This is a genomic window from Burkholderia sp. RS01 (assembly GCF_039748055.1).
Lineage (GTDB): Bacteria > Actinomycetota > Actinomycetes > Actinomycetales > Micrococcaceae > Arthrobacter.
In genome coordinates, this window is sequence record NZ_JBDLAK010000010.1 from 156,338 (window position 1) to 176,506 (window position 20,169).

General features: G+C 66.6%; 21 protein-coding genes. 8 read left to right on the forward strand and 13 right to left on the reverse strand.

The genetic code is table 11. From position 1 onward, the window contains the following. The first annotated feature begins 10 nt into the window (after nucleotides 1–10). Complete coding sequence (locus tag ABFP37_RS11490; RefSeq protein ID WP_347033661.1) at nucleotides 11–1,036, forward strand: 2-oxoglutarate and iron-dependent oxygenase domain-containing protein; 1,026 nt, start codon at nucleotides 11–13, stop codon at nucleotides 1,034–1,036. A 20-nt stretch (nucleotides 1,037–1,056) separates the two neighbouring features. Here the strand turns inward: ABFP37_RS11490 and ABFP37_RS11495 are convergent, their stop codons facing one another. Then, nucleotides 1,057–1,482 (reverse strand): CoA-binding protein, encoded by a 426-nt coding sequence (locus ABFP37_RS11495; protein ID WP_078026779.1) that lies wholly within the window; start codon nucleotides 1,480–1,482, stop codon nucleotides 1,057–1,059. A 286-nt stretch (nucleotides 1,483–1,768) separates the two neighbouring features. On the opposite strand from ABFP37_RS11495, the gene acs reads away from it, so the two are divergent. The 5 genes from acs to ABFP37_RS11520 all read left to right on the forward strand — a co-directional run bounded on the left by acs (nucleotide 1,769) and on the right by ABFP37_RS11520 (nucleotide 7,970). Then, nucleotides 1,769–4,018: an acetate--CoA ligase gene (acs, locus tag ABFP37_RS11500; RefSeq protein WP_347033662.1), complete on the forward strand. Its 2,250-nt coding sequence runs from the start codon at nucleotides 1,769–1,771 to the stop codon at nucleotides 4,016–4,018. Nucleotides 4,019–4,028: 10 nt separating this feature from the next. Further along, on the forward strand, nucleotides 4,029–5,228 hold the full coding sequence (gene sfnG, locus ABFP37_RS11505; RefSeq protein ID WP_078026780.1) for a dimethylsulfone monooxygenase SfnG: 1,200 nt from the start codon (nucleotides 4,029–4,031) through the stop codon (nucleotides 5,226–5,228). Then, the gene (locus tag ABFP37_RS11510) at nucleotides 5,228–6,610 is read left to right on the forward strand and encodes an O-acetylhomoserine aminocarboxypropyltransferase/cysteine synthase family protein (RefSeq protein WP_078026781.1); all 1,383 of its coding nucleotides are present in this window, start codon (nucleotides 5,228–5,230) and stop codon (nucleotides 6,608–6,610) included. The genes sfnG and ABFP37_RS11510 overlap by 1 nt, the downstream gene beginning before the upstream one ends. Next, entirely contained in the window at nucleotides 6,607–7,101 is a 495-nt protein-coding gene (locus tag ABFP37_RS11515; RefSeq protein ID WP_078026782.1) for a CoA-binding protein, read from the forward strand. Before ABFP37_RS11510 ends, ABFP37_RS11515 begins: the two co-directional genes overlap by 4 nt. A gap of 638 nt (nucleotides 7,102–7,739) precedes the next feature. After that, on the forward strand, nucleotides 7,740–7,970 hold the full coding sequence (locus ABFP37_RS11520; protein WP_078026783.1) for a hypothetical protein: 231 nt from the start codon (nucleotides 7,740–7,742) through the stop codon (nucleotides 7,968–7,970). Nucleotides 7,971–8,047: 77 nt separating this feature from the next. On the opposite strand, the gene ABFP37_RS11525 is transcribed toward ABFP37_RS11520, so the two are convergent. From ABFP37_RS11525 to ABFP37_RS11540, 4 genes are all read right to left on the reverse strand, one after another. Then, nucleotides 8,048–8,596 carry an RNA polymerase sigma factor gene (locus ABFP37_RS11525; protein WP_078026784.1) on the reverse strand — a complete coding sequence of 183 codons (549 nt, stop codon included), beginning with the start codon at nucleotides 8,594–8,596 and terminating at the stop codon, nucleotides 8,048–8,050. 87 nt (nucleotides 8,597–8,683) lie between these two features. Continuing rightward, a complete protein-coding gene (locus ABFP37_RS11530; protein WP_347033663.1) occupies nucleotides 8,684–9,211 on the reverse strand; it encodes a hypothetical protein in 528 nt (175 codons plus the stop codon). A gap of 258 nt (nucleotides 9,212–9,469) precedes the next feature. Then, nucleotides 9,470–9,652 (reverse strand): hypothetical protein, encoded by a 183-nt coding sequence (locus ABFP37_RS11535; RefSeq protein WP_139362685.1) that lies wholly within the window; start codon nucleotides 9,650–9,652, stop codon nucleotides 9,470–9,472. A 132-nt stretch (nucleotides 9,653–9,784) separates the two neighbouring features. Continuing rightward, nucleotides 9,785–11,074, reverse strand: a complete 1,290-nt coding sequence (locus ABFP37_RS11540; protein WP_347033664.1) for an adenylosuccinate synthase — start codon at nucleotides 11,072–11,074, stop codon at nucleotides 9,785–9,787. Nucleotides 11,075–11,482: 408 nt separating this feature from the next. Between ABFP37_RS11540 and ABFP37_RS11545 the strand changes: the two genes are divergently transcribed. After that, nucleotides 11,483–12,109 (forward strand): hypothetical protein, encoded by a 627-nt coding sequence (locus tag ABFP37_RS11545; RefSeq protein ID WP_347033665.1) that lies wholly within the window; start codon nucleotides 11,483–11,485, stop codon nucleotides 12,107–12,109. A 70-nt stretch (nucleotides 12,110–12,179) separates the two neighbouring features. Here ABFP37_RS11545 and ABFP37_RS11550 read toward each other — a convergent pair whose 3' ends face one another. The 3 genes from ABFP37_RS11550 to ABFP37_RS11560 form a co-directional block, all read right to left on the reverse strand. Continuing rightward, nucleotides 12,180–12,611 (reverse strand): DUF3151 domain-containing protein, encoded by a 432-nt coding sequence (locus ABFP37_RS11550; protein WP_078026787.1) that lies wholly within the window; start codon nucleotides 12,609–12,611, stop codon nucleotides 12,180–12,182. Between the two features lie 2 nt (nucleotides 12,612–12,613). Beyond that, complete coding sequence (gene fbaA / locus ABFP37_RS11555; protein ID WP_078026788.1) at nucleotides 12,614–13,633, reverse strand: class II fructose-bisphosphate aldolase; 1,020 nt, start codon at nucleotides 13,631–13,633, stop codon at nucleotides 12,614–12,616. A gap of 154 nt (nucleotides 13,634–13,787) precedes the next feature. After that, on the reverse strand, nucleotides 13,788–14,462 hold the full coding sequence (locus ABFP37_RS11560; RefSeq protein ID WP_078026789.1) for an RNA methyltransferase: 675 nt from the start codon (nucleotides 14,460–14,462) through the stop codon (nucleotides 13,788–13,790). Nucleotides 14,463–14,514: 52 nt separating this feature from the next. Between ABFP37_RS11560 and ABFP37_RS11565 the strand changes: the two genes are divergently transcribed. Next, entirely contained in the window at nucleotides 14,515–15,345 is an 831-nt protein-coding gene (locus ABFP37_RS11565; RefSeq protein ID WP_078026790.1) for an HAD-IIA family hydrolase, read from the forward strand. A 44-nt stretch (nucleotides 15,346–15,389) separates the two neighbouring features. Here the strand turns inward: ABFP37_RS11565 and ABFP37_RS11570 are convergent, their stop codons facing one another. From ABFP37_RS11570 to ABFP37_RS11590, 5 genes are all read right to left on the reverse strand, one after another. Beyond that, entirely contained in the window at nucleotides 15,390–16,439 is a 1,050-nt protein-coding gene (locus ABFP37_RS11570; protein WP_078026791.1) for a thioesterase domain-containing protein, read from the reverse strand. A gap of 100 nt (nucleotides 16,440–16,539) precedes the next feature. Continuing rightward, entirely contained in the window at nucleotides 16,540–17,112 is a 573-nt protein-coding gene (locus tag ABFP37_RS11575; RefSeq protein ID WP_078026792.1) for a hypothetical protein, read from the reverse strand. 105 nt (nucleotides 17,113–17,217) lie between these two features. Then, on the reverse strand, nucleotides 17,218–17,976 hold the full coding sequence (locus ABFP37_RS11580; protein WP_078026793.1) for a GAF and ANTAR domain-containing protein: 759 nt from the start codon (nucleotides 17,974–17,976) through the stop codon (nucleotides 17,218–17,220). Nucleotides 17,977–18,059: 83 nt separating this feature from the next. Next, nucleotides 18,060–18,641 (reverse strand): orotate phosphoribosyltransferase, encoded by a 582-nt coding sequence (gene pyrE, locus ABFP37_RS11585; RefSeq protein WP_078026794.1) that lies wholly within the window; start codon nucleotides 18,639–18,641, stop codon nucleotides 18,060–18,062. A 76-nt stretch (nucleotides 18,642–18,717) separates the two neighbouring features. Further along, complete coding sequence (locus ABFP37_RS11590; protein ID WP_078026795.1) at nucleotides 18,718–19,965, reverse strand: FAD-dependent oxidoreductase; 1,248 nt, start codon at nucleotides 19,963–19,965, stop codon at nucleotides 18,718–18,720. Between the last annotated feature and the right edge of the window lie 204 nt (nucleotides 19,966–20,169).

The window sequence follows — 20,169 nt, forward strand, 5'->3', positions numbered from 1 at the left end:
GTCTGCGACTATGTCACAGGATCAGGAGACGATACCTGTTCTGGACCTGGGCGCCTCGCGTCAGGCCGACGGACAGTTCAGTCCGGGCTTCATTGGACAGCTCCGCGATGCCGCGCACCGGGTCGGCTTCTTCCAACTTATCGGCTACGGGGCCGCGCCCGGCCAGGCAGAAGACCTCCTGGCAACCATCAGGCGTTTCTTTGATCTGCCCCTCGAGGAGCGGATGAAGCTGGACAACCGGCTCTCCCCGCATTTCCGCGGCTACACCCGGATGGGCACGGAGGTCACGCAGGGAAGGGCGGATGCCCGGGAGCAGATCGACTACTCCCCCGACCGTGAACCCGTACTGGATTATCCCCTCGACCAGCCATACTGGCTCCTCCAGGGCCACAACATGTGGCCGGATTCGTTGCCGGAGCTGGAGCAGGCCGCGATGGCCTGGGCCGGGCTCATGTCCACGGTGGGCGGCGAACTGATGCGGGCCATCGCTGTCTCCCTCCAACTGCCGGAGGACTACTTTGACGAACCCTTCCGGGACGCACCCGCCTGGATGGGCAAGCTTGTCCACTACGTCGGCGGAGTTGTCGAAGCGGCCGGCGACCAGGGCGTGGGCTCGCACGCCGATTACGGTTTCGTGACCCTGCTCCTTCAGGACACAGTAGGCGGCCTGGAGGTGCTCCCGCCGGGGGCCCGCGAGTGGACCTCCGTGGAACCGCTTCCCGGCGCTCTGGTGGTGAACCTTGGCGAGATGCTGGAGGTGGCAACCGGGGGCTATCTCGTAGCGACCATCCACCGGGTGCAGGCCCCGCCACCTGGCGTGGACCGCTACTCCGTGCCGTTTTTCTGGTCACCGCGGCTGGATGCGGTGATCGATCCGGTGCCCCTCCCGGAGGAGCTGAAGGCGCAGGCCCGGGGGATCACCGATGACCCATCCAACCCGATGCTCGCTTCCTTTGGCCTCAACATGCTCAAGGGCAGGATGCGCGCCCATCCGGATGTGACCGAACGCCACTACCCGCAGTTCCTCAAGCCCTGAGTAAAAACCGACGGGCCGGCTCAGAGGCCGACGTGCCAGCCTTCGCGGGCGGGGCACGAGTTCACCACGACGTCCAGACCCGCTGCCTTCGCGCGCTCCACCGCGGCGTCGTCGAAGACTCCCAGCTGGAGCCAGACCGCTTTGGCGCCCACCGCGATGGCCTGGTCAATCACGGAGCCCACCTTCTGCGAATTAACAAAGCAGTCCACGACGTCGATGGGGTGCTTCTCCGCCGGGATCTCGGCCAGGGAACGGTATCCCTTCTCGCCGTGGACGTCGTCGCCGGGGAGGTTCACCGGGATGATCTCCATGCCCATGCGGTCCCGGACATACAGGGCGACGTCGTAGGCAGAGCGCCACTCGTTGGTGCTGAGGCCGACGATTGCCCACGTCCCCTTGGTTCGCATGAGGCGTTCAATGACTGCTCGATCGTTAACGTGGGCCATGGATCAAGCCTACTCCTGCGGCCATTGGACATGATTGCCGAAGAAATGAACGAAGTTGAAGCGGCCTGTGCAGCCGTGAACGAATATTACGCAGGAATAAAGCTGGAATTATGTGTAATGGTTCGCCTCGGTTTTAGTGGATAGTGACCATCCCGAGCGGCCGAGAGACCTGGATCGATGAAGCCGCAGCAACCCCGGTGACGTGAGACGACCATTCCCACGGAACTGTTTCTCCTTTTGAGGGGCAACACGAGGGTGCTACTGCCAGGACCGATGGAGTACCGCAATGACACCTGAGATTTCTTCTGCCCTGCCCTCGCTTGCCCGGATTTCCACCTTGGAAAATCAGGCAGCAGAACACCCACAAACCACTTCGAACGCGACGGCGATCGAAGCAGGGCTGCGTGACGCGCCCGGCTCCCCTCGCGGCTCTTCGGGATGGTCCTCGACCGAGCCCATGGACGGCGCAGTGCACGGCGCTTCCTCGGACGGGCCGGCGCGTCACAGCAGCACCAACCCCAGCGCGTCCTCCCCGGAGGACGCGCCCCTGGAAGACGTGTCCCTGGAAGACACGTCGTTGGAAGACACTGTCGCCTTCTGGGAGACACAGGCACTCCGGCTCGCCTGGGAAACCGCACCGGAGAACGCCGGCGCGAACGGCGGCAAACCCTGGCACACTGCCCACCGGCGGGTGCCGGCGGACCTTGAGGCCGGCACCGGCCCGGACATCACCTGGTTCGAGGGCGGCAAACTCAACGTTGCCTACAATTGCGTGGACCGCCATGTTGCGGCCGGCCGCGGCGAGAAAGTGGCCCTGCACTTCGAAGGTGAGCCCGGTGACCGCCGCGCCATCACCTACGCCGAACTGCAGCGGGAAGTGTCCAAGGCCGCCAACGCCCTCCTGGATCTGGGCATCACCAAGGGCGACCGCGTGGTCATCTATCTTCCGGTCATCCCCGAAACCGTGATCATCACCCTTGCCGTGGCCCGCATCGGCGCCATCCATTCACTCGTCTTCGGCGGGTTCTCGGCCGAAGCCCTCAAGTTCCGGGTGGAGGACACCCGGGCCAAGCTCCTGGTCACCACGGACGGCCAGTTCCGCCGCGGCGTCGCGGTTCCCGTTAAGGACAACGCCGACGCCGCCGTCTCCGGCGACAACGAGATCCAGCACGTCCTGGTGGTCAACCGAACCACTGCGTCGGAGCAGCTGGCGACCGTCCCGATCACCCCAGGCCGAGACGTGTGGTGGCATGACGCCGTCGGGCAGGCCTCCGACGTCCACGAACCCGAGGCGTTCGACGCCGAAACTCCCCTGTTCATCATGTACACCTCCGGGACCACCGGGAAGCCGAAAGGCCTGGTGCACACCTCCGGCGGCTACCTGACGCAGGCCTCCTGGAGCTTCGAACACCTGTTCAGCAACCCGGACCCAGCGCTCCGCGACCGGGACGTGCACTGGTGCACCGCTGACCTCGCCTGGGTCACCGCCCACACCTACGAGATCTACGGGCCGCTCTCCAACGGCGCCACCCAGGTGATCTTCGAAGGTACGCCCAACACGCCGCACCCGGGCCGGCATTTCGAGATCATCGAGCGCTACGGCGTCACGCAGTACTACACAGCGCCCACCCTGGTCCGCTCGCTCATGGGCTGGTTCCCCGACGGCGTCCCCGACACCTACGACCTCTCCTCCATCCGGATGCTCGGCACCGTGGGCGAAGCCGTCAACCCGGAAGCCTGGCGGTGGCTACGGCAGAACGTCGGCGCCGGCACCGCACCCGTGGTGGACACGTGGTGGCAGTCCGAGACCGGCGCCACCATCCTCTCCCCCGCCCCGACGGACACCGAGTTCAAGCCAGGCTGCGCGGCCCGCCCGCTGCCCGGCGTCAGCACCCGGATCGTGGACGACGCCGGCAATACGGTTCCGCCGGGCGTGCAAGGCTTCATTGTGGTGGACAGACCCGGGCCTGCCATCGCGCGCACCGTCTGGGGCAACCCGCAGCGCTACTTCGATTCGTACTGGCGCAAGTACGCGGAGCAGGGCTGGTTCCTGGCCGGCGACGGCGCCAAGTACGACGCCGACGGCGACATCTGGATCCTCGGGCGGGTGGATGACACCCTCAACGTCTCCGGGCACCTGCTCTCCACCATCGAGATCGAGTCGGCCCTCGTCTCCCACCCCTCAGTGGTGGAGGCCGGCGTCTGTCCGGTGGCGGACCCCAAGACCGGCCACGCGATCGTGGCGTTTGTTGTGCTGAAGGGAGGGGTTACCTGCGAGGTGGCCTCCGAGCTCCGCAACCACGTCGCGACGGCGATCGGGCCGATCGCGAAGCCGCGGGACGTCGTCGTCGTCCCCGATGTGCCAAAGACCCGCAGCGGCAAGATCATGCGCCGGCTGCTCACCCAGCTTTTCGAGGGAACCGCCCTCGGCGACACCACGTCGCTCCAGAACGAACCGGCGATCGCCGGAATCCAGGACGCGCTGCGCGACTATGCCGCAGCCGTCCCGGCCTCTCCCCCCAACGGACAGAAGTAAAGGAATAACCATGAACGACATCAGCAACGTTGCCCGTCTTTCCGAGCCGCTCAAGTTCGCCTACTGGGTCCCCAATGTTTCCGGCGGCCTGGTGGTCTCCACCATCGAACAGCGCACCGGCTGGGACTTCGACTACAACAAGAAGCTGGCCCGGATCGCCGAGGACTCCGGCTTCGAATACGCCCTGACGCAGACCCGCTACGCCGCCTCCTACGGTGCCGACAAGCAGCACGAGGCCACGTCCTTCAGCCTCGCCCTCCTGGCGGCCACCGAGCGCCTCAAGGTCATCTCCGCCGTCCACCCCGGCATGTGGCACCCCGGCGTGCTGGCCAAGTACATCATCACCGCGGACCACATCTCCAACGGCCGGGCCGCCGTCAACATCGTCTCTGGCTGGCTCAAGAACGAGTTCACCAGCTTCGGCCTCGAATGGCTGGAGCACGACGAACGCTACGTCCGCACGGAGGAGTTCATCAGGGTCCTGCGGGGCCTCTGGACCGAGCAGGAATACAGCCAGTCCGGCAAGTACTACAACATCACGGACTTCACGCTGAACCCGGCGCCCGTGGACGTTCCCGGCCGCGCGCACCCGGAGATCTTCTTCGGCGGCAACTCCACCGCGGCCCAGGCCACCGCCGGCCGCGTGGCTGACTGGTACTTCTCCAACGGCAAGGACCTGGAGGGCTTCAAGGAGAACATCGCAGGCGTGGTGGCAGCGTCCGGCGAATCACAGCGCGGCACTGAGGGACGGCTTGCCGCACCCCGTTTCGGCCTCAATGGCTTCGTGATCGCGCGCGACTCCGCAAAGGAGGCCCGCGACACCCTCCGCGAGATCGTGGAGAAGGCGCACAAGCCCGCAGTCCAGGGCTTCCGCGACGCCGTGCAGGAAGCCGGGGCGTCCACGAAGGACGGCAAGGGCATGTGGGCCGACTCGAGCTTCGAGGACCTGGTGCAGTACAACGACGGCTTCAAGACGCAGCTCATCGGCACGCCGGAACAGATCGCGGAGCGGATCGTGGAGTTCAAGAAGATCGGCGTGAACCTGTTCCTCACCGGCTACCTGCACTTCCAGGAGGAAGTCGCCGCGTTCGGCCAGGACATACTGCCGATCGTCCGTGAACTCGAGGCGGACCTGGCCCGCAAGAACGGCACGGAGCTGGACCTGTCCGGGACGCCGGTTGCCGCAGCCGCTGAGTCGGTGGCTGTCTGATGGCCGACCGCAAGTTCGGTTTCCGCACCCGCGCCCTGCACGCCGGCGGCACCCCCGACGCCGAGCACGGCGCCCGCGCGGTGCCCATCTACCAGACCACGTCTTTCGTGTTCAAGGACACCCAGGACGCCGCCAACCTCTTCGCCCTGCAGAAGTACGGCAACATCTACTCGCGCATCGGCAACCCCACCGTGGCGGCGTTCGAGGAACGCATCGCCTCGCTTGAGGGCGGCATCGGCGCGGTCGCAACGTCGTCGGGCATGGCCGCGGAATTCATCACCTTCGCCGCGCTCACCCAGGCCGGCGACCACATCGTCGCGGCCTCCCAGCTCTACGGCGGAACCGTCACCCAACTGGATGTCACCCTGCGCCGCTTCGGCGTCGACACCACGTTCGTTCCCGGCACCGACCCCGCCGACTACGCGGCCGCCGTCCGGGAGAACACCAAGGCGATCTTCGTCGAGGTGGTGGCCAACCCGTCGTCGGAGGTCCAGGACCTTGAGGGCCTGGCGAAGGTGGCGCACGACGCCGGCATCCCCCTGGTCGTGGACGCCACCTTGAGCACGCCGTACCTCGTGCGGCCGATCGAACACGGCGCGGACATCGTGATCCATTCCGCCACCAAGTTCCTGGGCGGACACGGCACAACGCTGGGCGGCGTGATCGTGGAGAGCGGCCGGTTCAACTGGGGCAACGGCAAGTTCCCCACCATGACCGAGCCGGTGGCCTCCTACGGCAACGTCTCCTGGTGGGGCAACTTCGGCGAGTACGGCTTCCTCACCAAGCTGCGCTGCGAGCAGTTGCGCGACATCGGGCCGGCCCTTTCGCCGCTGTCTGCCTTCCAGCTGCTGCAGGGGGTGGAAACCCTCCCGCAGCGCCTGGACGAACACCTCAAGAACGCCAAGGCCGTCGCTGAGTGGCTCGAGGCGGATGAGCGCGTGGCCTACGTGAATTTCTCCGGGCTGCCGTCCCACCCGCACTTTGAGCGGGCGCAGAAGTATTTGCCGCTGGGTCCCGGCTCGGTGTTCTCCTTCGGGGTGAAGGGCGGCCGTGCGGCGGGACAGAAGTTCATCGAGTCCCTGCAGCTCGCCTCGCACCTGGCCAACGTAGGCGACTCCCGGACCCTGGTGATCCACCCCGGTTCCACCACGCACCAGCAGCTCAGTCCCGTGCAGCTCGAGTCGGCAGGTGTCCCGGAGGACCTGGTCCGCATCTCGGTGGGCCTCGAGGACATCGACGACATCCTGTGGGACCTGGACCAGGCCCTGGACGCGGCGTCGGCACCGGTGGTCGAGACTGCAGAGACCCTGGTTTCGGCAGGCTCGCCCAGCGGCGAGGCAACCACCGAAGCCGACACCTGCACGATTGGCGCACGGGCATGAGCACGACGGACCGCACCTGGGAAGGCCCCACAGCTCCGGAGCGCCTGAACCTGCTCCGGCAGGCGAAGTCCATTGCGATCGTGGGCGCCTCCGACAAGCCGTCCCGGGCCAGCTACTTTGTGGCCACGTACCTGCAGTCGTCCACGCGCTACAAGGTGTACTTCGTGAACCCGGTGGTGAAGGAAATCCTGGGCCAGCCGACGTACGCCTCGCTGGCGGACCTGCCGGAGAGCCCGGACATCGTGGACGTCTTCCGCAAGCACGACGACCTGCCGGGCGTCCTGGGCGAAGCCATCGCTGCCGGCGCCAGGACGCTGTGGCTGCAGCTGGGTTCGTGGCATGAGGACGTGGCGAAGGAAGCGGAAGCCGCCGGTCTCGACGTCGTCATGGACCGCTGCGTCAAGATCGAGCATGCACGCTTCCACGGCGGCCTTCACCTGGCCGGCTTCGACACCGGCGTGATCTCCTCGAAGCGGCAGGTGCTGGCGTAGGCGTACCGCTCACGCGGGCCCTCGGCGGATGGCGGGCCTCAACGGCAGCTGAAACCGCCGGAGGCAAGAAAGGAAGTGCCGAGCTGGAACCTGATGGGGGACACATTCCAGCCCGGCCTTTCACCTACGTAATCGTCGGGACCGGCCCGGAGGTTACGCCACTTCGAAAAAACGTTGAAACTTTTTCCTGCCCCGTTTCCCGAGCCGGAATCAGTGGTTCAGGGCTTCCCTGGCACGGGGCCCGGGACGCTCCCCGGAAGAGTTGGGAGCAGCGGAAGCAGGCTGTGCAGGGGCCTCGAACCGGCGCCGGGCTGTGCCGGACCGGGCGCCGCGGGCAGGGGGGTTGCCGGCACGGGCGTCGGCCGCAGCGGCGCCACCGGAGTTTGGGCCTGTTTTCCACCGGGAGCAGACGCCGCATTGCCGGGCGTCGGCCTGGCAGACGCCGGCCTCGCAGATGCAGCCGCTTGAGGACGGGCAGACTTTACCGCCGCGGCTGATCCTGACGGTGTTGCCGAGGGAGACGGCGTCACGGCCGCTGATGGCGCCCCGGGCGGGACCGATGCGTCAGGAGCCGAAGCCGGCGCATCCGTGGTCGCCGCGGGGGCTTGGCTGGCCGGCTCGAGGATCTTCACCACGGCATGGCTGACGCTGAGGCGGAAGTCCTCGCCGGAGGCAGCAACGGCGCCGGCGCCAAGGCCCATGGCCCCGACCACAGCGGCGCCGACTACGACGCCCATCCGGCGTTTCCGGTTGCGGCGGCGGACGTCCAGGAGCGTAACGCCGGGGGTCAGCAGGGCCTGGAGGTCCGCGCGCGGTTCAGGGGGGCCGTCCAGGGCGAACGCGCGCAAATCTTCCAGCGACCTGCGTAGGTCCGTGTCCTCTTCGAACCCGGAATCCTGGAGGATCGCCTGGATATCCCCTTCTTCCCGGCCTGTGGGCGAGACACTCATGATGGTGTGTAGTCCTTTTCCTTAACGAGTTCGCGCAGGGCTATTAGTCCGCGGCGCTGGAGCTGCTTGATCGCGCCCGGGGTCTTGTTCATGATGCCGGCCACCTGTTCGACGGAGAGGTCCGCGACGATCCGCAGTACCAGGACTTCACGCTGCTCGTCGTTGAGCATGGCCAGGGTGGAGGACATACCGCCCAGCGAGCCGAGGACCTCGTCTTCGGCGGAGCTGGAATACCGTTCGTCAGCCAGGGGATCGTATTCGGTCAGCTGGGGTGCTCTGGCGTACCGGCGCCGGTGGTCGACGAGCCGGGCATGGGCCACCGAGAAAATGAAGGTCCGCAGGCCCGAGTGACCGCCTTTGACGCCAACGAGTTTGGGCAGGACATCAACGAAGACGTCCTGTGTGAGGGCTTCGGCGTCGTCAACGCCGCGGGCCCGGAAATAACCGAGCACGGCAGGGGAAATAATGCTGTAGACGGCGCTGAAACCTGAAGGATCGCCAGCCAACGCGGCTGCCAATTCGTCATCGGTCAGCTGAACTGCCAAGGAGCTGTCCTTCCCTTACGGCGAGTGTGCGGCGGTAGTAAGCCTAGCCGCCGCACACCTTGTGGCCCTATTCGGGAAAGTCCGTGCCTACTTGCCGAGCTTGGGCAGGTCTGCAGACGGAACAGCCGGCGCAGCCGGGGTTGCCGGTACAGCCGGGACGGCCGGGGTTGCCGGCACAGCCGGGACGCGCGCGCTACCCGGAACGGCGGGAACTGCCGGCGTGGCCGGCACAGCCGGGGTGGCCGGAACGCCGGCGACACCCGGAACCGCAGGCGTGGCGGGGACTGCCGGAACAGCGGGCGTGGCGGGGGCTGCCGGAACACCGGCGGCCGCGTCAACCTTGGCGGCGGCGGAGCCGTGCTCGGCCGAGACCTTGGCCTTGCCGGAAACCTCGGCGCCCTTGACCGCAGGGGTCTTGACGGAGGGTGAAGCCGGAACGGCGGGCACAGCCGGGAGCTCGGGGGTAGCGGGGACGGCGGGCGTAGCTGGGGTCACCTCTGCATGCTGTGAGCCGGAGACCTGGGCCGCGTTGGCCAGTCCGATGCCCGAGAATCCTCCGACAGCGATGATGGCGGCTCCGACAGCAATCCTGGTGGTCTTGCTAACACTCTTCATAAGAAAAAAACATCCTTTTGTTGGTTGAAGGCCGGGCTGGAGGCTGATGGGGACAACCACCGGCCCGGCGCTTACACAGAGGTAATCGAACCGCCGGGGCCTGAGGTTACGCGTCCGCCGGAATTCCTTTTCGGCGGAAGTCCCCTTAGGACGGGGTGGCGTGCCGCGGCGGAGGCCCCGCTCACAGGGAGTCAAGGTCACGTCAGGGGCCCGCGGCGGCTAGGGTCGCCCACGGCAACTAGGGGTGCCCGTGGAAGGTCAGAACAGGCGCAGCTGCCCGCCGGGAACGCCGTCAACGCCGGCCTCGGGCAGCATCTGGACCAGTGCGTGCACGCTGCGCACATCACCCAGGTCCATCAGCAGTTCGTCGATGCGCGTCTGGCCGTCCAGCACCGGAACCACAGTCAGGCATTCACTGTCATCGATGCTGAGATTTCCCACCTGAGTGAGCTTAGGGCAGAGCGCCGACAGCCGGGGACCGACACTCCGCCCGTTGCCGGCAACGACCGCGGCGGGCCGCCTCCGAGAGGTGACCCGCCGCCGTCGGAACCGCCGAGGATGTGGCCGGGAGCGTCAGTCGTTGATCAGATCGTTGACAACGATGGTCTGGTCCCGGTCCGGGCCCACGCCGATCGCCGAGAACCGCGTGCCGGAGAGCTTCTCGAGGGCCAGGACGTAGTTGCGGGCGTTCTCGGGCAGATCGGCCAGCGTGCGGGCTCCGGTGATGTCCTCGGTCCAGCCCTCGAAGTACTCGAAGATGGGCTTGGCGTGGTGGAACTCGGTCTGGGTCATGGGCATTTCGTCGTGCCGGACGCCGTCGACGTCGTACGCGACGCACACCGGGATCTGCTCGATGCCCGTGAGGACGTCCAGCTTGGTGACGAAGTAGTCCGTGAAGCCGTTGACGCGGGAAGCGTGGCGGGCCAGGACGGCGTCGTACCAGCCGCAGCGACGCGGCCGGCCGGTGTTGACGCCGAACTCACCGCCGGTCTTCTGCAGGTACATGCCCATCTCATCGAAGAGTTCGGTGGGGAACGGGCCGGCGCCCACACGCGTGGTGTAGGCCTTGATGATGCCGATGGAGCGCGAGATGCGGGTGGGGCCGATGCCGGAGCCCACGGAGGCGCCGCCGGCGGTCGGGTTGGAGGACGTCACGAACGGGTACGTGCCGTGGTCCACGTCCAGGAACGTGGCCTGGCCGCCCTCCATGAGCACCACCTTGCCCTCATCCAGGGCGGTGTTCAGCACCAGCGTGCTGTCGATGACCAGCGGGCGCAGCCGTTCCGCGAAGGAGAGGAAATAGTCGACGATCTCGTCCACAAGGATGCCGCGGCGGTTGTAGACCTTGACCAGGAGCTCGTTCTTCTGGCGCAGCGAGCCTTCCACCTTCTGGCGCAGGATGGATTCGTCAAAGACGTCCTGCACTCGGATGCCGAGGCGGGCCACCTTGTCCATGTACGCGGGGCCGATGCCGCGGCCGGTGGTGCCGATGGCACGGCTGCCAAGGAAACGCTCCGTGACCTTGTCCAGCACCTGGTGGTAGGGCGCCACGAGGTGGGCGTTCGCGGAGATGCGCAGCTTGGAGGTGTCCGCGCCGCGGGCTTCCAGGCCGTCGATCTCCTGGAACAGGGCCTCAAGGTTCACCACACAGCCGTTGCCGATGATCGGAACTGCGTTCGGGCTCAGGATGCCGGCAGGAAGGAGCTTAAGCTCATACTTCTCACCGCCCACGACGACGGTGTGTCCGGCGTTGTTGCCGCCGTTCGGCTTCACGACGTAGTCGACGCGGCCGCCGAGCAGGTCAGTGGCCTTACCTTTGCCTTCGTCGCCCCATTGGGCTCCGACGATCACGATTGCTGGCATGGGATCCTCCCCCATTCGTTCGGGCCGACTTCCGTTACATTCACCGGGGAGTTGCACCCCGGTGGCTGGCCGGAAGGCAGCGCCGTTCATGAGAATGCCCCGAATGTCAGCGACCTCACTCTCGGCATCGGCCGATGGGCAAAGACGCAAGAGTTCCGGGGCTCTTACCACCCAAGTTTAGCCGATGGCCAGCGGATGTCTTGCTTTGGCCGTCCGCTGCGGCGCCTGTTTCGCCGGGAGGCGAGCGGTGCAGTGAGCGGTACATTTTGCGGGGCTTGCTAAACTGATAAGGATCGACCAGGAATCGATCCACACCACATTTTCAAACCGACCCGGACTTGGCGCGCCCGTTTCCGGTACGGCAGCGTGACCGATCCCCGCAGGAGACACAGCACTTACATGACAGCCTTGGCTACTGAATCTTTCCGTGAACAACTCCTGAGCCGCCGTTACGAACCCAATGTCGCCGCTGTTAATGAATTGTGCGACGCCCTGCAGGGCACCAAGCCGGGCACCCAGGTTCCTTATGTCGACCCCATGCACGACGTCGACGAATGCCGCATCATCAGCCTCTACTCCAACATCGGCACCGCCTCCCCGTCGGGCTTCATCACCCCGGGCGACGACGACGCCGCCACCCGCATGCTCGGTGTGCAGTGGAAGCTCGGCCTCCGGCCGGAGTTCATCATGCCCTGGAACGTGCACCCGTGGCACACCGCCGGCGAACCGAACGGCAAGTTCACCCCTGACCAGATCTCCGCCGGCCTGAAGCCGCTGCTGAAGTTCCTGGCCCTGGTGCCGCGTGCCTCGGTGATCGTCGCCCACGGCACGGAGGCCAACCGGCTCGCGGGCCTGCTGCTTAAGACCGAGGTCCCGCTACTTTGGCGCCGCGGCCTGAAGACCTACAAGGTCCGCTCCCTCAGCGGCCGCGCCTTCGCGGGAACGCCCGCGCGGCAGCAGCAGTACCTCGATGAAATGCACGTGGTATACGCCGACGCGATGGCCCGCACGGGCCTGGCCAAGGCCGCCAGCTAGGTTTCTGAACCACCGGACACAACGACGTCGGCCCCACGCCAGCAGGTGAGGGGCCGACGTCGTTTTTGGTTCAGTTGAGGTTTTCGCCCTGGATGGCGGCCTTGGCCGCCGGATCCGAGTCGTTCAGGAACTTCTCGATGCGTTCCGTTTCCTCAGTCTCACCGATGGCCGCAGATGCGCTTCCGAGCCAGTACAGCGCCCGCAGGAAGCCGCGGTTGGGCTCGTGCTCCCACGGAATGGGACCCACTCCGCGCCAGCCGTTGCGGCGCAGCGAGTCAAGGCCGCGGTGGTAGCCCACCCGCGCGTAGGCGTAGGCCTCAATGGTGCGCCCCTCCGCCCACGCTTCCTTGGCGAGCACGGCCCACAACTGCGACGACGTGGGGTGTTTGGCCACGAGGTCCAGTGCTTCCTGGCCCGCGTCCAGCTGCGCGGAGACCTCGGTCTCGGCAGGCAGGAGCGTGGGCTCGGGGCCCATCAGGTTCTTGCGGAACTCGTCAGACACGGTTAGAACGTCTTTCCGGCCGAACCGAGCTGCTGGGTGGCTTCAACAACACGGGCGGCGAGGCCGGCCTCGGCGGAAGCGCCCCATACGCGGGGATCGTAGGTCTTCTTGTTGCCCACTTCGCCGTCCACCTTGAGCACTCCGTCGTAGTTCTTGAACATGTGGTCGGCCACGGGACGCGTGTAGGCGTACTGGGTGTCCGTGTCGATGTTCATCTTGATGGTGCCGTAGGAAACGGCGTCGGCGATTTCCTGGTCGGAAGAGCCGGAGCCGCCGTGGAACACGAGGTCGAACGGGTTGTCCTTGCCGATCTTGGCTCCCACCTGGGCCTGGATGTCCTTGAGGATCTCCGGGCGCAGCTTCACGCCGCCCGGCTTGTACACGCCGTGCACGTTGCCGAAGGTGAGCGCGGTGATGTAGCGGCCGTTCTCGCCGGCACCCAGGGCGTCGATGGTGGCCAGGGCGTCTTCCACGGTGGTGTAGAGCTTCTCGTTGATCTCGTGCTCGACGCCGTCTTCCTCGCCGCCGACGGTGCCGATCTCGACCTCGAGGATCATCTTGGCTGCAGCGGTGCGCGTCAGCAGTTCACGGGCGATGCGCAGGTTCTCCTGCAGCGTCTCGGCGGAACCGTCCCACATGTGGGAGTTGAAGAGCGGGTTGCGGCCGGCCTTGACCTCGGCCTCGGAGGCTGCCAGCAGCGGGAGGACGAAGCCGTCCAGCTTGTCCTTGGGGCAGTGGTCGGTGTGCAGCGCGATGTTGACACCGTAGTTCTTGGCCACCTCGCGGGCGAATGCGGCGAAGCCCAGGGAGCCGGCAACCATGTCCTTGGTGGAGGCGCCGGACCAGTAGGCGGCACCGCCGGTGGAGACTTGGACGATGCCGTCGGACTCGGCCTCGGCGAAGCCGCGCAGGGCGGCGTTCAGGGTCTGGGAAGAGGTGACGTTGACCGCCGGGAATGCGAAGCCGCCCGCCTTTGCGCGGTCGATCATCTCGGAGTAGATCTCGGGGGTTGCAATGGGCATGCTGACTCCTAAAGTGAATTTCGTCTGCGGGTTGTGTTGACCCTGGAGTGAACCTCGTCGGCTACGAACCATCCTAGCCAGTTCTGCGCCGGGGCAGTGTTTCGGGTCACGCGGCCGGGTAACACTTTGTTCCGGTCCGGCGAACGGGCCGCGGCTATACGTGCTGGCTGAAGACGTGGCGCCGCACCCACGCGTGCATGGCAATCGCCGCCGCCGAGCCTGCGTTGATGGAGCGCGTGGAGCCGAACTGTTCGATCGACAACGTGGCCTCGGCGGCTTCATGCACCTCCGGGGTCAGTCCCGGGCCTTCCTGCCCGAAGACCAGCACGCACTTCCGCGGCAGTTCATACGTCTCCAGCGGCACCGAGTCCGGGAAGATGTCGATCCCGATGATCGCCAGCCCCTCCCCCTGCGCCCAGGCGACGAAGTCCTCCACGGTGGGGTGGTGGCGGACGTGCTGGTAGCGGTCGGTGACCATTGCCCCGCGGCGGTTCCACCGTCGTCGTCCGATGATGTGCACCTCTTTGGCTAGGAAGGCATTGGCGGTGCGCACCACGGTGCCGATGTTGAGGTCGTGCTGCCAGTTTTCGATGGCGATGTGGAAGTCGTGGCGCTTGGAATCGAGGTCCGCCACGATCGCCTCGTGCTTCCAGTAGCGGTATTTGTCCACTACGTTCCGCCGGTCTCCGTCCGAGAGGAGGTCCGGGTCCCAGTGGTCGCCTTGCGGCCACTCGCCTTCCCAGGGCCCGACGCCGACCTCCGGCTTTGGCTCCGGCGTTTCCTCTGCGGCTGGTTGGGGTTCTGCTGGGGTCCCGGGCGTTTGAGTCACCCCTCAACACTAGACTGGGCTCCGGAAGCAATCATCACCGGCGGAGGCAAACGTGGCAAAAGCGGATCAGGTCAAGGGAAACGCTGCGGTATATCGCAGCGGCCAGGACATCGAGTGCTGGCTGACCGATATGGACGGTGTGCTGGTGCACGAAAACCAGCCGGTCCCGGGAGCGGCCGAGCTGATCCAGCGCTGGGTGGACACGTCCAAGCGGTTCCTGGTGCTGACCAACAACTCCATCTTCACTCCACGGGACCTCGCCGCGAGGCTGCGTGCTTCCGGACTGGAGATCCCGGAGGAGAACATCTGGACCTCGGCCCTGGCCACGGCGCAGTTCCTGAAGGACCAGGTGCAGGGCTCCGACTCCGGCAACCGCGCGTACACCATCGGAGAAGCGGGACTCACGACGGCGCTGCACGAGGCCGGCTTCATCCTCACCGACCAGAATCCCGACTTCGTGGTGCTTGGCGAGACGCGCACGTACTCCTTCGAGGCGATCACCATGGCGATCCGGCTGATCCTGGCGGGGGCGCGTTTCATTGCCACCAACCCCGACGCCACCGGCCCCTCCAAGGAGGGGCCCATGCCGGCCACCGGCGCCATCGCCGCCCTGATCTCCAAGGCGACCGGCCGCGAACCGTACATCGTGGGCAAGCCGAATCCCATGATGTTCCGTTCAGCCATGAACCAGATCGATGCCCACTCCGAAACCACGGCCATGATCGGCGACCGCATGGACACGGACATCATCGCCGGCATGGAGGCGGGGCTGCACACGGTGCTGGTGCTCACCGGAATCACGCAGCGCGAGGACATCGCAGCCTACCCGTTCCGCCCCAACCAGGTGCTGAACTCCGTGGCGGATCTCAAGAACCAGATCTGACGGGAACCGGCCGTAAGGTCGTGGCCGGGTTCGGGGCCGGCGGCCTAGAACGGCGTCATTTTCCGCCCGCCGGACGGCAGCGGGAAGATCTCGTCCTGCAATGCCGCCAGGATGGGCCGGTAGACGAACGGATTCCAGCCCGGGCTGGCGTGGGCGGGCAACGCTCCGTCCGTCTGACGGTCCGAGGACACCATGTTGTCGGCGAACGTCCGGGCCCAGGACTGGCGGGCGGTCTGGTAATTGACGGTCTGGTCCCGGGGGTTTCCGATGTAAGCCATCTTGGTCGTCCCGATCCGGCCCGCAAACCGGGTGGCGTCGAAGTGGTAGATGTAGGCCGACTCGGACTGGATCAGCACGCTGGACGGGGCAATCGGCGACAGCTGCTCCAGTGTTTGATCCAGGATCTGCCGCCACGTGCGCTCGTCCTTGTGCACCACACGCTCCCCCAACTCGTAGCTTCCGCGCAGCACGGACGGGATCCGGAAGCCGCTTTCGTACAGGAACACCACGCCGTCGAACCAGCTCTGGTCGAGGACGTCGTACTTGCTGTAGGGGCTGGAGTCGAGCACGATCAGCTCCACCTCGGCGCCGTGGAGTTCGAGCAGCCGGGCCGCCACCTGGGTCGCGACCATGCCGCCGAAGCTGTGCCCGTAGAAGTAGAGCTTGGTGAGCTTGTTGGCCCGGACGTGCTCGATCACGGCGATGACCAGCTGGTCGATGTCCAGGCCAAGGTTGGAATAGCCCACGGCCGCCAGCTGCCCGCGCTGGCGCAGCGTTCCGCGCAGCGAGTTCAGGATCCACTGGGCTTCTTCCCAGCTGGTCTTGTAGCCCGGGAACAGGATCCAGCTGGCATTCGGGAAGTAGCTCTTCGCGAAGTCGTCCTCCACCACCAGGATCTTGTTGACCTGGCGCTCCTCCTGGACCTGCCGGGTCAGCAGCATGTCAGCTGCCAGCACGGACGAAGCGCCCGCCCCGGCGAGGAATGTCCGCCGTGAGAACCGCTTCAGCTCCGCGGCACGCCGGAGCAGCCGGGCTGCGTCTGCGCCCGGCCGCTTCCCCTGACCCGCCTGACCAGCGGCTCCTTCGTATGGCACTGAACTACCCTAGGCACACTTCAAACCCCACGCACAGCTCAGGCCGCAGCCACGGCTCACCGGCCCCGGCAAGCTGGCGACCGCAAGTTGAGGCTCCCGGTCAGTTGCTCGGGGCATGCTTCTCAGCCGGTTCGGCCGGCTCGGCCAGTTCCCGGCGGGCGATCTCCTCGACGATTGCGTCGTAGCGGGCCAGCAGTTCCTGCCCGGAATGCCCGGCTGGATCGTCCAGCAACCCGAAGACCGAGTCGCTCGCAGCCAGCAGCTCGTCACGGGAATAGTCGGATAGCGGGCGGAGCCCGGCGTCCTCCAGCGCTTCGGACAGCTCTGACGGGTTCGTCAGGGCGGTGAAGTCAGGGCGGGATTCCGCCACGGCGTGGTCGCGCGTGGACATGACCTCAAGGAACACCCCTGGTGCGCCTGCCACGGGCACCTGCCGCGCGCCGGCGTCGAGGGCGTTGAGGTCGAATCGGAGACCGGCGAGGGCGACTGACTCCACGAACGCTGCGTGAGAAAGATCCACGGTGATGGGCGAAGAGATGCCCATCCGGCGGACGCGCTGGATTTGGTGCATCAGCTCCGGGCGGGACGCCTGGGTGAGGCTTCCCCGGATATCGATCCGAGCGGTACCGGCGGCGTCGTCGATCTTAATGAGGGGATTGAGTTGGTTGTCCATAGGTACTCCAAAAGGGGTGTCTATGGCCGACGGCTCAACCTCGGACAGCCTATCCCGGGCAGTGCCGCCGCACAAGCAACCGTCAACAGGCAGCCGGCAACCGGGCTAGCCCGCCTGAACTTTCCCGGGCTCCTCGAAGTGGGTGCGGGCCTCCGCGCCTCCCACCGAATTCACCAGCGACGCGGCGATGTCGCGAAGCTTCACGTTGCTGTGGCTCGAAGCATCGGTGAGGATGCGGACGGCCGTCTCCTGGCTGCACCGGTTCTGCGCCATGACGATGCCGACGGCGATGTCGATGACGGTCCGCGATTCCAACGTCGCACGGAGGTTGGTAGCGCTGTCCGTGTGCAGTGAAAACCTGACCGCCAGGCGCAGGGCCTGGGAGATCTCCCGGGTGTACCCGCGGGCGCGGGCCGCGGAAACGTCGTTGAACTTGTGGGGCACGTCGGAGTAGAGGTTGAGCGCGGCCTTCGCGTCCCCCTGCAGATTGAACGGAAGCGACAACACCGAACGCAGCCCGTGCGAAGCGACCGCGTTGGCGTAATCCGGGCCCCAGCGGTCTTCTTCGAAGAGATCCGGAACGTGAACTTCCCGTTCTTCCTCCGCAGCCGTCAGGCACGGCCCCTGGGACAGCGAATACTGGATTTCATCCACCTCGCGGGCGGAGTCGCTGCTCCAGCCGATCGTCGCCGCCTTGCGGTCCCTCAGCAGCGTGATGCCGCAGAGGGCGTCGTCACCGTCCCCCGCCACCTGGCGCGCCGAGTACCGCGCCAGCTCGTTGAGGAAGTCCTCAAAATCGGCGCTCTCCAGAATGAGGTTCTGGATTTGCTCAACACTGCTCAGGGCTTGATCCGACGGGCGCATGACGGGGTACTCCAAGTGAAGGGACTTCCGGGGTACGGAAATACTAGGCCACCCGGAGTGTGCCGTCCACCAGGGGAGGCCGGTCAGCTCAGTCCGAGCTCGTCCTTGCCGAAGGCGAACAGGTACGGCACGCCGGTTTCGGCTTCGATCTTTTCCTTGGCTCCGGTGTCGCGGTCGACGATCACGGCAACGGCCACGACGTTGCCGCCGGCCTTCCGAACGCCCTCGACGGCGGTCAGGGCAGAGCCGCCGGTGGTGGACGTATCCTCCAGGACCAGAACCTTGCGTCCTTCCACGGACGGCCCTTCGACCTGCCGGCCCATGCCATAGGACTTCTGGGCCTTCCGGACCACGAACGCGTCCACCGTGCGGCCCGCGTCAGTGGCGGCGTGCATGACAGCGGTGCCGACGGGGTCTGCCCCCATCGTGAGGCCGCCTGCGCACTCAAAGTCGATGCCGGCGTCGTCAATCAGTGACAGCATGACCTGCCCCACGAGCCTGGAGGCCTCGTGGTGAAGGGTGATGCGGCGCAGGTCAATGTAGTAGTCGGCCTCGGCTCCGCTGGACAGGATGACCTTGCCGCGGACCACGGCGAGCTCCTTGATGAGTTCCAGCAGGCGGGCACGGGCAGCAGTGTCGGATGCAGAGTCCGGGGTGGCAGTCATGGGTCCAAGTTTAGTGCGTGGCGGATTTGTGACGGACCGGCGGTCTGGCTGCCCGCGGGGTCAGGCCGGAGACACGCTAGGCCACGGCCCGCGGTTCCTGCCGCCGGGCAAACCCGGGAGCGTGCTCGGGCCGGGGCCCGAAGGCGATGAGGCGGGGCATGACCTTCCGGACCGCCGGAACCCGGCGGGCGATAAACGGCAGGAGTGCCGGCGGCCCGGCCCTCCTGCCGGTGAACAACGGCACAAACACCACGCGGTGCATGATCCGCTGGACCGTCTGAACCACCACCGTGGGCATCTGCCGCCGTCGCTGAACGGCTTCGAGCTCTTTGCGGCCCACGTGACCCCGCAGCAGGGCAGGGGCGAGCCGCGCCGCCGCTGCGACGGCATCCTGGATGGCGAGATTGATGCCCACTCCCCCGGCCGGCGACATCGCGTGCGCCGCATCCCCGATGCACAGCATGCCGTCCACGTACCAGCGCCGCAGCCGGTTGAGCCGCACGTCCAGCCAGTGGAGGTCATCTAGTGAACTGATGGCGTCCAGGCGGTCCGCCAGGTCCGGCCTGAGGGCGCCGACGCGTTCCCTGAACCGTTCCACGCCTTCGCTGCGAATGCGGGCGTCCGAGCCTTTGGGCCCCAGATACCCCATTTGGTAGTAGTCGTCGCGGAACAGCGCGATCATGGCCTCCTGACCCTTGAACGACGGAACGATCCCGGCAACTTCACCCTGCTCCGAGGGATACCGGGGAAGCTTGAACCACCAGGTGTCGAACGGCACCGGGAATTCCTTGGGTTTAAGGCCGGCGGCCTGGCGCAGCACGGAATGCCGGCCATCCGTGGCCACCACCAGGTCCGCCCGGATCGCGCCCTCGGTGCCGGCTTTGGTCCGGTAGCGGACGCCGGTGACCCGGCCGCCGTCGGACACCAGCGACGTCGCGGTGTGTTCCATCCGAAGGGTGAAGGTCGGCTCCTCCGCAGCGGCGCGGGCCAGGAAATTCAGGAAGTCCCATTGCGGCATCATGGCGATGTAGTTGTACGGCGGCCGCAGGGAGGCGAAATCACCCAGCGTGACCAGTCCGACGCCGGGCACGGGGAACGCGACGTTGCGCAGGCGGCTCTGCGGAAGCTCACGGAAGGCACCGCCCAGGCCAAGCTCGTCGATGAGGCGAATGGTTGACGCGTGCACGGTGTCGCCGCGGAAGTCCCGGAGGAAGTCGCCGTGCTTTTCGAGGACCGTGACCTCCACGCCGGCCCGCGCCAGTAGGAGGCCCAGCATCATGCCCGCCGGACCGCCGCCGACCACCACGCACCCCGTTGTGTCCATGAGCCAACGCTACGCCTGTCCGCGCGGCGGGGCACGGGTGCTATTTCGCAGGTGGATTTCGCTGCCCAAAGTGGCCGTCGCTGCGGATACGGACGGGGGGGGGGGGGGGGGGCCGCGGGCCCCGGGCGGGTTGGGTGGGGCGGCCGGCGCCGCCGCCGGCGGAACAGCGGCAAGGCGCCGGGGGGGCGAGTGGGGGGAACACAG